The sequence below is a fragment of the Pseudomonas sp. JS3066 genome (genome assembly GCF_036328175.1).
Lineage (GTDB): Bacteria > Pseudomonadota > Gammaproteobacteria > Pseudomonadales > Pseudomonadaceae > Metapseudomonas.
The window spans coordinates 2,193,570-2,207,380 of the sequence record NZ_CP143312.1 but is presented as its reverse complement, the minus strand read 5'-3'; the positions used below and the strand labels follow the sequence as shown (position 1 = coordinate 2,207,380).

General features: G+C 64.2%; 16 protein-coding genes and 1 pseudogene. 12 read left to right on the top strand and 5 right to left on the bottom strand.

Features of this window, described 5'->3' with window-relative positions:
* Positions 1 to 5: 5 nt before the first annotated feature.
* Both SA496_RS29165 and SA496_RS10275 read left to right on the top strand, forming a co-directional pair.
* Positions 6 to 98, top strand: a pseudogene (locus SA496_RS29165) (hypothetical protein); the annotation flags it as partial.
* 149 nt (positions 99 to 247) lie between these two features.
* On the top strand, positions 248 to 1,093 hold the full coding sequence (locus SA496_RS10275) for an EamA family transporter (protein ID WP_120651317.1): 846 nt from the start codon (positions 248 to 250) through the stop codon (positions 1,091 to 1,093).
* Here SA496_RS10275 and SA496_RS10270 read toward each other — a convergent pair.
* Positions 1,090 to 1,431 (bottom strand): I78 family peptidase inhibitor, encoded by a 342-nt coding sequence (locus SA496_RS10270; RefSeq protein ID WP_120651318.1) that lies wholly within the window; start codon positions 1,429 to 1,431, stop codon positions 1,090 to 1,092. The genes SA496_RS10275 and SA496_RS10270 overlap by 4 nt on opposite strands.
* Before the next feature lie 171 nt (positions 1,432 to 1,602).
* Between SA496_RS10270 and SA496_RS10265 the strand changes: the two genes are divergently transcribed.
* From SA496_RS10265 to SA496_RS10255, 3 genes are all read left to right on the top strand, one after another.
* The gene (locus SA496_RS10265) at positions 1,603 to 2,484 is read left to right on the top strand and encodes an RluA family pseudouridine synthase (protein WP_120651319.1); all 882 of its coding nucleotides are present in this window, start codon (positions 1,603 to 1,605) and stop codon (positions 2,482 to 2,484) included.
* A gap of 148 nt (positions 2,485 to 2,632) precedes the next feature.
* On the top strand, positions 2,633 to 4,033 hold the full coding sequence (gene lpdA / locus SA496_RS10260; RefSeq protein ID WP_330115371.1) for a dihydrolipoyl dehydrogenase: 1,401 nt from the start codon (positions 2,633 to 2,635) through the stop codon (positions 4,031 to 4,033).
* A gap of 302 nt (positions 4,034 to 4,335) precedes the next feature.
* Positions 4,336 to 5,556, top strand: coding sequence for a c-type cytochrome (locus tag SA496_RS10255; protein WP_330115370.1), 1,221 nt, complete (start codon positions 4,336 to 4,338; stop codon positions 5,554 to 5,556).
* A 242-nt stretch (positions 5,557 to 5,798) separates the two neighbouring features.
* Here SA496_RS10255 and SA496_RS10250 read toward each other — a convergent pair whose 3' ends face one another.
* Positions 5,799 to 6,542 (bottom strand): anti-sigma factor family protein, encoded by a 744-nt coding sequence (locus tag SA496_RS10250; RefSeq protein ID WP_330115369.1) that lies wholly within the window; start codon positions 6,540 to 6,542, stop codon positions 5,799 to 5,801.
* Positions 6,539 to 7,045, bottom strand: a complete 507-nt coding sequence (locus SA496_RS10245; protein ID WP_120651323.1) for a sigma-70 family RNA polymerase sigma factor — start codon at positions 7,043 to 7,045, stop codon at positions 6,539 to 6,541. The genes SA496_RS10250 and SA496_RS10245 overlap by 4 nt, the downstream gene beginning before the upstream one ends.
* Before the next feature lie 139 nt (positions 7,046 to 7,184).
* Between SA496_RS10245 and SA496_RS10240 the strand changes: the two genes are divergently transcribed.
* From SA496_RS10240 to SA496_RS10225, 4 genes are all read left to right on the top strand, one after another.
* A complete protein-coding gene (locus SA496_RS10240) occupies positions 7,185 to 8,243 on the top strand; it encodes a catalase family peroxidase (RefSeq protein WP_120651324.1) in 1,059 nt (352 codons plus the stop codon).
* Entirely contained in the window at positions 8,240 to 8,800 is a 561-nt protein-coding gene (locus SA496_RS10235) for a cytochrome b (RefSeq protein ID WP_120651325.1), read from the top strand. The genes SA496_RS10240 and SA496_RS10235 overlap by 4 nt, the downstream gene beginning before the upstream one ends.
* 45 nt (positions 8,801 to 8,845) lie before the next feature.
* Complete coding sequence (locus SA496_RS10230) at positions 8,846 to 9,103, top strand: DUF2790 domain-containing protein (RefSeq protein ID WP_120651326.1); 258 nt, start codon at positions 8,846 to 8,848, stop codon at positions 9,101 to 9,103.
* A 137-nt stretch (positions 9,104 to 9,240) separates the two neighbouring features.
* Positions 9,241 to 9,561: a hypothetical protein gene (locus tag SA496_RS10225; protein WP_120651327.1), complete on the top strand. Its 321-nt coding sequence runs from the start codon at positions 9,241 to 9,243 to the stop codon at positions 9,559 to 9,561.
* A 1-nt stretch (position 9,562) separates the two neighbouring features.
* Here the strand turns inward: SA496_RS10225 and SA496_RS10220 are convergent, their stop codons facing one another.
* Positions 9,563 to 10,549: a magnesium transporter CorA family protein gene (locus SA496_RS10220; protein ID WP_120651328.1), complete on the bottom strand. Its 987-nt coding sequence runs from the start codon at positions 10,547 to 10,549 to the stop codon at positions 9,563 to 9,565.
* 128 nt (positions 10,550 to 10,677) lie between these two features.
* Here SA496_RS10220 and SA496_RS10215 point away from each other — a divergent pair, with 128 nt between their 5' ends.
* Positions 10,678 to 11,778 (top strand): 2OG-Fe(II) oxygenase, encoded by a 1,101-nt coding sequence (locus SA496_RS10215; RefSeq protein ID WP_330115368.1) that lies wholly within the window; start codon positions 10,678 to 10,680, stop codon positions 11,776 to 11,778.
* A gap of 57 nt (positions 11,779 to 11,835) precedes the next feature.
* The gene (locus tag SA496_RS10210; RefSeq protein ID WP_120651330.1) at positions 11,836 to 12,165 is read left to right on the top strand and encodes a DUF5629 family protein; all 330 of its coding nucleotides are present in this window, start codon (positions 11,836 to 11,838) and stop codon (positions 12,163 to 12,165) included.
* 95 nt (positions 12,166 to 12,260) lie between these two features.
* On the opposite strand, the gene SA496_RS10205 is transcribed toward SA496_RS10210, so the two are convergent.
* Positions 12,261 to 12,851, bottom strand: a complete 591-nt coding sequence (locus SA496_RS10205; protein WP_256660967.1) for a helix-turn-helix domain-containing protein — start codon at positions 12,849 to 12,851, stop codon at positions 12,261 to 12,263.
* 58 nt (positions 12,852 to 12,909) lie between these two features.
* On the opposite strand from SA496_RS10205, the gene rhtA reads away from it, so the two are divergent.
* Positions 12,910 to 13,803 carry a threonine/homoserine exporter RhtA gene (rhtA, locus tag SA496_RS10200; protein ID WP_120651332.1) on the top strand — a complete coding sequence of 298 codons (894 nt, stop codon included), beginning with the start codon at positions 12,910 to 12,912 and terminating at the stop codon, positions 13,801 to 13,803.
* Positions 13,804 to 13,811: the final 8 nt, after the last annotated feature.

Sequence of the window (13,811 nt, the reverse complement as noted above, 5' to 3'; positions counted from 1 at the left end):
CGAGCGTGGAAAACCTCCAGGCCACCTTGCGCGCCTGCGCCGACCTCGACCAGCAGGCCGCGCGCCTGCAACAGCTGGCGGGTAGCTTCCGCATCTGACAGCAGTAGGAGCGAGCTCGCTCGCGAAAGATCGTGCTCGGACGCTTCGCGAGCAAGCTCGCCCCTACAAGTGAGGTGCCAGATTCCGCGCTCAGGGCGACCGCTGTGGCACTATCTCGCTCTCCCACAGCGCCCAAGGATCGCCCCGCGTGGATTCCTCCGTCTTCCTCATGGTCATTACTGCCGCCGCGCTGCATGCCGGCTGGAATGCACTGCTGAAGATCGGTCTCGACCGCTTCCTCACCGCCTCCCTGATCCAGATCGCCGCCGGCCTGGTCGCGCTTCTCGCACTGCCCTTCGTGGCTGTGCCCAGGCTGGAAGCCTGGCCCTGGATCGTGCTCTCCGCGATTTTCCACATTGGCTACAACGTCTACCTGGCCCGCGCCTACCAGCATGGCGACCTCGGGCAGGTTTACCCGCTGGCGCGCGGCAGCTCGCCGCTGATGGTGGCGGCGCTGTCGGTGTTGCTGCTGGGTGACCGAATCAGCCTGGGTGAGCTGACGGGGCTACTGGTGCTGGTGGGTGGGATCTTGTTGATGGCAGTGCGCGGCGGTCGCGGCAAGGAGCCCCTCCATGCATCGCTGGTCGGCAGCGCCCTGATGACAGCGCTGTTCATCGCCGGCTACACGCTGTCCGATGCCACCGGGGCACGGAGCAATGGCGATGCGCTCTCCTACTCGATGTGGTTGTTCTCGGTGAACGCCCTGGTGATGGTCGTGGTAATCGCTATCACCAGAGGGTCTCGAACTTTCCTGCAACTGGGGCCCCACTGGCGTGGCGGCCTGGCGGGAGGGGCGATGTCGCTGGCGGCCTACAGCATTGCCATCTGGGCCATGACCCGGGCGCCGGTGGCGCTGGTCTCCGCATTGAGGGAAACCAGCGTGCTGTTCGCGCTGCTGATCGGTGCATTACTGCTCAAGGAGCCGGCGCCACCGATCCGCCTGCTGGCCTGCGGGGTGATAGCAGCAGGCGTGGCGATACTCCGACTGCTTTAGCCGCAGCTGAACTGTTTGACGACGTCAGTCGCGTCCACGTCGATGTTCAGGCGACGGGAGTTGTAGTCCATGGTGATCGGCTGGTTGGGACGCAGCACGCGAGCGGTTTCGGCACCGGACTGACGCTTGGCCTGCTCGACCAGTGCGACATTGGCGGTCTTGCCCACCAGGGCGGAGACCGCCGAGCTGTCGCAAGTGCCAGAGAGCGAAGGCGCAGCAGCGCTGGTGCTTTCTTCGGCTGCAGGCGCGTCGGGGGTTTCTGGTTTGTCGGTCGAGCTGCAACCGGCCAGGAGCAGGCCGGCAAAGGCAAGACTGAGAGAAATCGACTTGAAGTGCATACAACGGTCCTCTTTTGAACGAATGTCCTGGCGTGCGCCTGCAATGGAACGGCAAATGCGGCGGGGCTCCTGCCCGCCGGCGCACGGCGGGTGCATTCTATCCTCTGCCTTTGACTCCGGTCAGTCATGTGCGGCCTAATGCCCGGCCCCTGAAACGCGCCGAAACACTACATGTCCCATAACCCGAGCATCCGCCCCAGCGTCCTCCACCTGCCCCCGGGCAACTGGAGCACCGTGCTGGACTGCCTTTGCGAGCGCTTTCCTGCTATCGCCCGCGAGACCTGGGTGGAGCGTATGCACAGCGGCAAGGTGACGGATGGCGACGGCAACCGGATTGGGCCGGCGCATCCCTACCAGCTGGCATTACGAGTGCACTACTACCGCGAAGTGAAGGACGAGAAGATCATCCCCTTCGAGGAATCGGTGCTGCACGTCGATGAGCATCTGGTGGTAGCCGACAAGCCGCACTTCCTGCCGGTGATGCCTGCCGGCGAGTACGTCGAGGAAACCCTCCAGGCGCGCCTGACACGGCGCCTGGGCAATCCCCACCTGGTTCCCCTGCACCGCATCGACCGCCATACCGCCGGCCTGGTGCTGTTCTCCGCGAACCCGGCCAGCCGCAACATCTACCACGCGCTATTCCGCGACCGCGAAATCCACAAGCGCTACGAAGCCATCGCCCCGGCCCTGCCAGGATTGGACTTTCCACTCCTGCGGGAAACCCGCCTCGGCAAGGGCGAGCCCTTCTTCCGCATGCAGGAAATGGAAGGCGAGCCGAACACCCGCACGCGCCTGGATGTGCTGGAGAAGAATGGCGACCTCTGGCGCTACGACCTCTCGCCCATCACCGGCAAACAGCACCAGCTGCGGGTGCACCTGGCCGCCCTCGGCGCGCCGATCTGCAATGACGGCTTCTACCCGGAGCTGACCGACAAGGGCGGCTCGGACGACTACCAGCGCCCCCTCAAGTTGCTGGCCCGCAGCCTGGCCTTCGACGACCCCATCAGCGGCGAGTCGCGCCACTTCGAGAGCCAACTACGCCTGGACTGGTGACCACCCCGATCCAACTGCGCTTGACGGCGAATACGCCACGAATAATATTACAACCATAATTCAAGCGAGATATTACCGGGCTGGAAGGCTGCCCGTTGTCCACTAGTCTTCTGCTTTCCCCCTACGAATTCCTGACCGAGGTGAATCCATGAGTGCGTACGACGTGGTGGTGATAGGCGGCGGCCCAGGCGGCTACAACGCGGCGATCAAGGCCGGGCAACTGGGCATGAAGGTGGCCTGCGTCGAGGGTCGGGACACCCTCGGCGGCACTTGCCTGAACGTCGGCTGCATGCCGTCCAAGGCCCTGCTCCACGCATCCGAACTCTATGAAGCGGCCTCCGGCAAGGAGTTCGCCACCCTTGGGATTCAGGTCGAACCCAAGCTGGACCTCGCACAGATGATGAAACAGAAGGCCGAGAGCGTCGCCGCGCTGACCAAGGGCATCGAGTTCCTGTTCCGCAAGAACAAGGTGGAATGGGTCAAGGGCTGGGGCCGCATCGACGGCGCCGGCAAAGTCGTGGTGACCTCGGCCGACGGCCAGCAGCAGACGCTGGAGGCCCGCAACATCGTCGTCGCCACCGGCTCGGTGCCAAGTCCCCTGCCCGGCGTGACCATCGACAACGAGCGCATCCTCGATTCAACCGGAGCCCTGTCGCTGCCGGAGGTGCCCAAGCACCTTGTGGTGATCGGCGCTGGCGTCATCGGACTGGAGCTCGGTTCGGTCTGGCGTCGCCTAGGCGCCCAGGTGACCGTGGTCGAGTACCTGGGCCGCATCTGCCCTGGCCTGGACGAGGAAGCCGCGAAAACCCTGCAACGCTCCCTGATTAAACAGGGCATGACCTTCAAGCTCAGCTCCAAGGTCACCAGCGCCAAGTCGGACAAGACCGGCGTCGAGCTATCCATCGAGCCGGCCGCAGGCGGCCTTGCGGAGAATCTCAAAGCGGACTACGTGCTCGTCGCCATCGGCCGCAGGCCCTACACCGAAGGGCTGGGCCTGGAGACCGTGGGTCTGGCAACCGATAACCGCGGTGTGCTCACCAACGAACGCCACCAGACAACGGCTCCCGGTGTCTGGGTGATCGGAGACGTCACCTCCGGCGCAATGCTCGCGCACAAGGCCGAAGACGAAGGCATCGTCTGCATCGAGCGCATCGCCGGACAGGCTGCCGAGGTGAACTACAACCTAATCCCGAGCGTGATCTATACCCGCCCGGAAGTGGCCAGCGTAGGCAAGAGCGAAGAACAGTTGAAGGCTGAAGGCCGTCCCTACCGCGTCGGCAAGTTCCCCTTCACCGCCAACAGCCGGGCCAAGATCAACCATGAGACCGAAGGCTTCGTGAAGGTCCTGGCGGACGAGCGCACGGACGAAGTGCTGGGTGTGCACATGGTTGGTCCGAGCGTCAGCGAAATGATCGGCGAGTACTGCGTGGCCATGGAGTTCTCAGCTTCGGCCGAAGACATCGCCCTCACCTGCCACCCGCACCCGACCCGCTCCGAAGCCCTGCGCCAGGCCGCGATGGATGTGCACGGTGCGGCGATGCAGGCCTGATCCCACGTTCACCCTCGGAGGATGGGCCGAGCCCGCGCGCAGGGTTTTCGCGTCCCATCCTACGGGTCAGCGCCTTCGGTGATACCCGCCTCCAGTGCTACTCCCCAAGTCGCAACGCAGTCTCCGCCCGAGCCGGTAGATGCTCGGTGCAGCAGCTCAGGAAAATGTCGAACTCATCCGCCAGGCCCTTATCCAACTAATGAAGCGCTTGCCACAAGGCACCGCTCCCCGACCGGAAGCAGATTGCGCCACATCGCCAGGGGCCGCCACGGCTATTGAGTGGCAGGCCCGGGAGGACACAGATGACGAAGTTTCTGTCTTGCTCATGCGTGTGGGCATTGCTTGCCCTGGTTGGCTGCGGCGCCGGCAGCGGCACGGATTCGGAGTCGGGGACCGCTGATAGCGAACCCGCTACGGCGGATACAGGGGTGAACGATCCCGCGACCATCGAAGCCGGCAAGCAGATCTTCCGCTTCGACACCTTCGGCAACGAGACGCACTGGACCCAGACGTTGCGACTCCACGAGATCGTCGACAGTGAGATCCAGCCAGTGGAAGCCTTGGCACTGGGGCTGAAGGTAGACCTCGACAAGCTGGATTTCACCAAGTTCGTGCTGAAAAACCCATTGTTCGCCAGCGGCACGCGCGAATTATTGCGGCAGGACGCCGTAGTCGGATTAAAGGCAACCTTCGACGAGAAAGGCCGCATCGCGACCCTTGGGGTGACCTGCGCGTTATGCCATTCCACCGTCGATAATGCCTTGCTCCCTGGCATCGGCCACCGGCTCGACGGCTGGCCTAACCGCGACCTCGATGTGGGCGCCATCATTGCAATGTCGGCAGCGCTGACCGCGGAGCAGAAAGCCGTCTACAAGTCGTGGGGCAAAGGCAAATACGATCCGCGCTACAACCTGGACGGCCGAAACGGGCCCGTGGTCATCCCCCCTGCCTATGGTCTGGCGGGCCTCAAGCGGGTGACCTTCACCGGCGATGGCGACAACATTGCCTATTGGAACCGCTACGTCGGTGTCACTCAGATGGGCGGGCATGGCACGTTCACCGAACCACGCACGGGGGTCAGCGTCACCAATGGCAGCGACGATCTGATCAGCAGCAAGCTGCCGGCCCTGCAGGCGTACCAGTTGTCTCTGGAAGCGCCACGACCACCCGCACGCATCGATGCCGAGGCAGCGCAACACGGCAAGGTCCTGTTCGACGGCGCTGCCCGCTGCGCTACCTGCCACAGCGGGCCCAAGTTCACTGACGCCAATACCCGACTGCATGCCCTTGCTGAAGTGGTCAGCGAGCCCGAACCCGAAGGTGCTCCCAGCTATGCCTCGCGTGGCGCGACCAAGCAGTATCGGACCTCACCGCTACGAGGCGTCTGGCAACATCCGCCGTATTTTCACAACGGCACCGCTCCAACCCTGGAAGCCGTGGTAGCGACCTACAACACCAAAAAGTCGCTCGGTTTGAGCCAGGCGGATATCGCAGATATCGCGGAATACCTGAAGTCGCTGTGACGTCGCGAGAAGCTGCATTGCCCGTAGGAGCTGGCTTGCCAGCGAATAGCCCCTTTTTCGCTAGCAAGTTAGCGCCTACAAGGCTCCTGTACCGACATAGCCAATGAGTTCCCCCCATAGGATCAGACCGTAGGGTGCGCTGTGCGCATCGACTTCAGGAACCGCTTCGACACCCCGTCACACCGCCGGTGCGCACGGCAAACCCTACCGGAGTGACCTCATCCCCCCAGAGGCCCCTCCCATCAGAACGAAAGCGCCCTGCCCAGAACATCTCCGCGCGGGTCGCCTTCGCGGCTTACCAGCGCGTAGTTGTAGCCATCCCTCGACCAGTACCGCGCCTCCAGTTCGCCGTCGCGACGCTGGCCCCTCTTCATGCTCGGATAGAGCGAGCCCGGCGCTCGCAGGTACAGGCTGACCCGTTGCCCCTGGCCATCCTCGAACAGCAACAACGCCGCGGCCCCCTGCTCCGTCACCAGCCAGCGCCCACCCACCGGGTTGAAGCCATAGGGGCTGAGATCGGGAATCCGCGCCGCGTGGCTGAAGCGCTGGTCCAGCCAGGCCTGGAGTTCTCCGGGCCGGGTCACCTGGATATCGACCACAGGACTCGCCGAAAACAGCCGGTGGGCCTGCAGGGCGTCCTGCATGGGTGGATTCGCGGCCGCGAGGCTCATGTCCCGTGCCTGCCAACCACCGATGCCACCAGCACCCAATGCCAGCACGAAGGACGCGGCCAAGGCGAGGCGCCGCTGCTTGCGCGCGTGCATCGAGCGACGTATCGCCCGGGGGTCCAGGCGCGGGTTAGGTGCCAACCCCGGACTGGCGAGTGCCGCCCGTAGCGCCTGAGCGTCGCGGCGCCAGGCTTCCACTTGCGCCGCCGCCCCAGGGTTGGCTGCCAGATAAGCCTCCACCGCCTGGCGTTGCTCAGCATCCAGCTGGCCGTCGAGATAGGCGTGCAGGTCGTCTTCACCGGGATGGAATACGTTCATTTGAGTACCCGAAGCTGAGGGTTGGACATCTCGCCCTCGGCCAGTTCGCGCAGCGCCTTGCGCGCGCGGGACAGCCTGGACATCACGGTGCCGATGGGGATTGCCAGGGTTTCAGCGATCTCCTTGTAGCTGAGCCCTTCGACGCTCACCAGCAGCAACAGCGCACGCTGCTCCGCCGGCAGCCGGCCAAAGGCTTCCAGGGTGGCCTGGTTGACCACGAGGTCCTCGGTGGACGGCGCTTCCTCACTACGCGCGCCGAAGAACTCCAGCAGCCGCGCATGACGTCGGGCGCGGCGCTGACCATCGAGGAACTGCCGGTAGAGGATGGAAAACAACCAGGCGCGCAGGTTGCCGTCGCCCTTGCTGCTCCAGCGGGAAAGCGCTCGTTCCAGTGTCGCCTGGACCAGGTCGTCGGCACTGCTGGCATTGCGCGTCAGCCACAGAGCAAAACGCCGCAGTCGCTGTAACAACTCCCGCAGTTCCGCGTCTTCAATCATGTTCATAGCCAGTTCGTGTGCCGCTCTTGCCAAGGGTGCGACGGGTAGACGCGCGAAGCAGGATTTTATTCCCGGCCGGGAATAAAGGTCGCCCGCCTGCGTCATACCGGCTCATGGACAAGGGCATATCGCCCGGGAGTATCGCATGAGCAAGGCAACACCCAAGGGATTAGACCTGGCGGCACGGCTGGCCGTGATCAGCCTGACCATTGGCGGCCTGGCAGCAGGCTTCGCCTATGCCGCCGGCTGGATCGGCGGCGAACGTCTGACGCCACAACAAATCATCGACGCCTTCGAGGCCAACGCCGGGAAGTTTCCCGGCTACCGCAAGAACCACGCGAAAGGCATCTGCATTACCGGGCACTTCGAGAGCAGCGGCCAAGCGACAAGCCTGTCCCGCGCCAGCGTATTCGCGCCCGGCAAAGTGCCGGTGATCGGTCGCCTGGCCATTGGCGGGAGCAATCCGCACGTACCGGACGCCGGCGTTCCGGTCCGCAGCATGGCCCTGCTCTTCCAGCTACCCGGTGGAGAGCAGTGGCGCACTGGCATGAACTCTTTCCCAGTGTTGCCGGTAGCCACTCCGGAAGCGTTCTACGAACAGGTATTGGCCTCGCGTCCCGACCCCGCTACCGGCAAGCCGGACCCGGCAAAGATGCAGGCATTCTTCGCCGCCCACCCGGAAAGTACTGCCTTCCGCCAATGGGCCCAGACCGCGAAACCCAGCAACAGCTTCGCCAACGTCGCCTACAACGGCGTCAATGCCTTCCGCCTGGTGGATGCCGACGATAATGGCCACTACGTGCGCTGGTCGATGCAGCCCGAGACGCCCTTTGAACCAATTGGCGAAGCCGGTAACGACCCGGAGTTTCTCAGTCATGACCTGCAGCAGCGCCTCTCCCAGGGCCCCCTGCGCTGGCATCTGATACTGACTTTGGCCGACCTCGGGGACCCCACCCACGACGCAACTCGCCAATGGCCGGCCGATCGCAAGCAGGTGGACGCCGGCACCCTGGTGGTGGAAAGCGCCGAATCTCAGGACACCGGCGCCTGCCGCGACATCAACTACGACCCACTGGTGTTGCCCGGCGGCATCGAGGCCTCGGACGACCCGATTCTCGCCGCGCGCTCGGCCGCCTATGCCGTGTCCTACAACCGCCGCACCCGTGAAGGTGCGCCACACCCCGAGCAAGGAGCCCAGCCATGAGCGCACCGACCCATTTCAATCCGTTGCTGCGTGTACTGCACTGGCTGATGGCGATCCTCTTGCTGGCCATGCTGTTCATTGGCGTCAGCATGGTGGGCGACCTGTCCCCCCGCCACAGCTTACTGATTGCCGTGCACAAGCCTCTGGGTCTGGTGCTTCTGGTGCTGGTGCTGATTCGCCTGGCTGTGCGCCTGGCCCGCCCCGTGCCAGAGCTGCCCAGCGACATGCCCGGCTGGCAGCAGAGGATCGCCAAGCTTTCGCACCTGCTGCTCTATGCCCTGATGTTCGCCTTGCCGTTGGTGGGCTGGGCCATGCAATCGGCGGGCGGTTATCCGCTGGTGCTCCACGAGTCCCTGCTACTGCCGCCCATCGTCTCGCAGGACGCGCAGCTCTATGCCCTGTTGCGCCTGGCCCACACTGTACTGGCGTACCTGCTGTTCATCAGCATCCTGGCGCACCTGGCGGCGGCCCTCTACCACGCGCTCATCCGCAGGGATGACGTGCTCTCGAGCATGACCACCGGCAGCGGCATCCCTTCGATGCCCGATGGTCAGTAGACGCGGGACTACCCGCAAATTCCCTCTCCAGCAGGAGAATCCACCATGAAAACCCTTGTAGTCGCCTTGAGCCTCAGCCTTGTCTCCACCGTCGCCCTTGCCGCCAATACGGGCCAGAGCGCACCGCCGGTTACTCAATACGAGTACGGCGTGCACCTGGATATCGCCCGGGTCCTGGAAATGACCGACCTGTCGACTTTCTGCGGCATCGGGCCGGCACGCATGACCTACGAAGACAGCCAGATGCAGACTAAGACCCTGGAGTACCTGGTCTGGGGCACCGGCTGCAAGAACGACTACTGAGAAGCCGTAGGTTGGGCTGAGCGCAACGAAGCCCAACAGCCGATCGTTGGGCTTCGCAAGCTCAGCGCCAACCTACGAAACCCGGGCTCTCGCCAGCGGTCCATAGCAGATTGCCAACCGCGCCCGAGGTCTATCCCTTGAAAAACCCGTTCCCGCTACTGTTCGCCACACTTCTTGCCGCCCAGGCCCACGCCTCCAGCGACCAGGCCTGGAAGGAGCACGACGCCCGCCTGCTCAGTGCCTGCAAGGCCGTCAGTGGTCTGCAGGACGTCCATCCCGCCGGCCAGCCGGTGCTCTTCGATGACCGCCTCGGGCTGACCGCCCTGGTGCTCGAGGGTCGCTACCCCCAGCCCCATATGAAAGACCAGCGCGGCCGCGAGCTGTGCCTGTTCGAACGCAAGTCGCGCAAGGCGCATATCGCCGAGGCCGACACCCTGTTGGACACCCGCAAGCCCTGAGTCAGAACCAGCCTTTCCACTTGAACCAGGCATACGGCAGGATCGCCGATACCACCATCAGGCCCAGCGCCACCGGATAGCCGAACGCCCAATCCAGCTCCGGCATCGAGCGAAAGTTCATGCCGTACACCGTGCCCACCAGGGTCGGTGGCAGGAAGAGTACGGCGGCAATGGAAAACACCTTGATGATGCTGTTCTGCTCGATGTCGATCAGCCCCAGGGTGGCGCTAAGGAGGAAGGCGATCTCGTCGAACATCTTTGCCACGTAATCCACCAGGGAGCGGATGTCCCGCTCGATCGAACGCGAGCGATCCAGCCCCTGCTCGCTCAGCCAGAGCTCCGACCACGCATTCGAATAGTCCACTACCCGACCCATGCCGGTCAGGCTCTCGCGCAACTTCACCAGCGCCGAGTTGTGCCGGCCGAGGCGCTTGACCACCTGTTGCAGGTCGGTCCGGCTGCCCTTGCTTCTGGGCGCTGCGCCGCGCTCCTCGCTGAACACCGCGCCGGACATCTCATCCAGTTCACGCTGCATCAGCTCCAGCATGTCGGCAATGTGGTCCACCACACTGCCGCACAGGGAGAGGAATATCTGCTCGCTGGACGCGTGAGTCTCAGGCTCGCGAAGGAACTTGTCCTCCAGGTATTCGAAGAACGGCAGGTTGGCGTAGCGCACTGTCACCAGGTAATCGGGCGCCACCACGAACATCACGTCGCTGGAGATCGGCCGCTGCTCGCGCAGGCCGCTCACCAGGGTGGCATTCATGTAGAGGGTGCCGGCGTGCTGATAGAGGCGCGAGGTTTCCTCGATCTCGACAATGGCCTCGCGGCCTGGAATCTCCACGCCCAGTGCCTCGGCGATGAAAGCCGCTTCCCCCGGTTCGGGGTCCATCAGGTCGATCCACAAGGTGCCTGGCGGAATGGCCACGCCGGGCTGGCCTGCAGTGGCGTGCAGGACGCCGCCATCCTGCGCGTAGTAGTGGATCATCCATTGGCTCCTTGGGCGTCTGGGAATGAGTAAAGCACCGGTCATGCCCTGCGAAGACGCGTCTGGCGGACCGGGAGGCACGCGCCCGGCACCTGGGCTAGGTTGAGACCAAGGCAAAGGAGACAACCATGACCCAGCGCAGATCACCCGTGGAGCCGGGCGAAGCGGTGCCCTGGTTCACCAGCAGCACCCCTAGCCGCGAGCGTTTCACCTTCGACACCGCAGCCGGACGCTACATCGTCCTGAGCTTTCTCGGCTCGACGTCAGACCCGACGGCATCCCGCGTACTCACAGACCTGCTTGCGCGCCGCGAACATTTCAACGACGACCAGGCGAGTTTCTTCGGCGTCATCGTCGACCCGCGCGACCGCGACCAGCAGCGCATCCGCGATTTACTGCCAGGCGTTCGCTTCTTCTGGGACATCGACCGCACAATCTGCAACCTCTACGGCGTCCAGCGGGAAAATGGCGCGATTCGCCAGATGACCTATGTGCTCGACCCGCGGCTGCGGGTGATTGCGGTGCTGCCTATCGCCACGGGTGGCGAAGGCCATGTCGATAACGTCCTCGCCCTGCTCCAGGCGCAGGACCCCGTCCCTGCACCGGCTACCGCCCAGCCTCAGGCGCCGGTCCTGGTGATCCCGCGCATCTTCGAACCCGCCCTGTGCCAGAAACTGATCGATTACTACGAGCGTCAGGGCGGAAGCGAATCCGGCTATATGATCGAACGCGACGGCATGACGGTCGAAGTCCTCAAGCACGAACACAAGCGCCGCCGCGATTGCGCATTGGAGGACGAGCAATTGCGCCAGACCTGCATGCACCGCATCACCACGCGACTGATCCCCGAACTGCTGAAGGCCTTCCAATTCAACGCCACACGCATGGAGCGCTACCTGGTCGCCTGTTACGACGCCGCGGAAGGCGGCCACTTCCGCCCCCACCGCGACAACACCACCAAGGGCACCGCACACCGCCGCTTCGCCGTCTCCCTGTTCCTCAACAGCGGCGAGTACGAAGGCGGCCAACTGCGCTTCCCGGAATTCGGCCGCAGCCTCTACTGCGCCCCCACGGGCGGCGCAGTCGTGTTCTCCTGCTCGCTGCTGCACGAGGCCACGCCCGTCACGCAAGGCCGCCGTTACATGTTCCTGCCCTTCCTCTATGACGAAGAGGCCCGGCGCATTCGCGAAGAAAACCAGCAGTACCTGGCCAGTCAGGCCGAGCAGTGATCAGCCACCTGCTTTATCATTTCGCCCCCGCCGCAATTGATGATGGATGAACGCCTGATGACTCACGAAAACCTGCTGGATGCGCTGCTGGCCGCCGATATGCTGCTGATCGACGACCTGCACGCCTGGGAGTTCGATCTCGACGAAGTGCTGGTGGAAGCGCTGCAAGCAGGCCAGCCCGGCGAACCCGAGGCCCAGTTGCTGTGCATTGCGTGCATGGACGGACGCACCCGCCGCGAATGGCGCTTCACCCAGGCGGCCGTGCAATCTGCGCGCTTCGACAGCGCCACCGGTTGCTGGAAACTTGCAGGGGCCGAAGGCGACCACGCCCTGCTCTGCCTGGACGCTGTCGGCGGCGATGCAGAGGATGAAGACGAGCAGGAGTAACACTCCACCACCGGTGCGCGCAGCGCACCGAGTGCAGGATCGGTTCAGCCAAGCGATACCGCTGTACCTGTAAGTGACTGGTGTACCTCTGAGGTTCAGGTCAGCACATTGCGAATGAAGCGGACGAGCACGTCGCCTTCATTGGCATAGGTGTAAAGCTGGTCGCTGCCGAACACCAGGAAATCCCCGGCGCCCACCTGCTGCTTCTCCTCGCCGCGCAGCACACTGAGGCTGCCCTCGATCACGTAGATCATCTCTCGCCAGCCCTCGGCATCCGGTTCAGCCGTATAGCGCTCACCGGGCTCCAGCGACCAGCTCCAGAGTTCGACCTCGTGTCGCGTCGCGGAACTGGCCAGCAGGGTCGCGCGGCTACCCGGCTTGGAGCCGACCCAGGCGACAGCATTGATACGCGAGCGATCGGGACGATCCGGCCGTTGCACCAGGTCCGGGAAAAGCACGCCGAGGGCTGCGGCAATGCGATCCAGCGTGGCGAGGCTGACATTCACATCGCCGCCTTCGATACCCACCAGCATGCGTCGACTGACACCAGCGGCGCCGGCCAGGGCTTCCTGGCTCAGCCCCGCCGCGCGACGCAGGCGGCGAACGTTTTCAGAAACATGTTCGAGGACGTTGGGGCGCTCATCTGACTTGGGCAACATATTGCTCACACCCTGGCTTTTGCGCATTATGTTGCACATAACCAGTAAAACACGCCACCCCTACCGTCTTGCCGGATCTGCCTCCATGACCTCGCTGTCGCGTCGCCTTGCTTCCACCCTGCTACCCGTTGCCGTCCTCATGGTGGCCATGGCCTCGATCCAGAGTGGCGCCTCCCTGGCCAAGTCACTGTTCCCGGTTATCGGCGCCCAGGGCACCACAGCACTACGCCTGGTGTTCGCCGCCGTCATCCTTACGCTGATCCTGCGCCCGTGGCGCGCGCGCATCAGCAAGAATTCCCTGCTGCCGCTGATCATGTACGGCCTCGCACTGGGCGGCATGAACCTGCTCTTCTACATGTCACTGCGTACCATTCCGCTGGGCATCGCCGTCGCCCTGGAATTCACCGGCCCGTTGGCCGTGGCGCTGTTCGCATCGCGCCGGGCGATCGACTTCATCTGGATTGGCCTGGCGGTACTGGGCCTCTGGCTTCTCCTGCCGCTGGGCAAGAGCGAAGGCCACCTGGACCTGACCGGCATGGCCTACGCACTTGGCGCGGGCGTCTGCTGGGCTCTTTACATCCTCTACGGCGCGCGTGCCGGTAACGACCATGGCATGCAAGGCGCTGCCCTGGGGGTGCTGGTAGCAGCCCTGTTCGTCGCCCCGATTGGCATCGCCCATGCCGGCGCCGACTTGCTGCGCCCGGAACTGTTGCCCGTGGCGCTGGCCGTCGCCCTGCTTTCCACCGCCATTCCCTACACCCTGGAAATGGTCGCCCTCACCCGCCTGCCGGCGCAGACCTTCGGCACCCTGATGAGCATCGAACCAGCCTTTGGTGCTCTCTCGGGCCTGATCTTCCTTGGTGAACAGCTTTCGCTGCTGCAATGGTTGGCAATCCTCTGCATCATCCTTGCGTCCGTCGGTTGCACCGTCACCGCGACACCCCGCCAACAGACCCCGCCACTGGTACCCGCCGACTGAGCACGGGC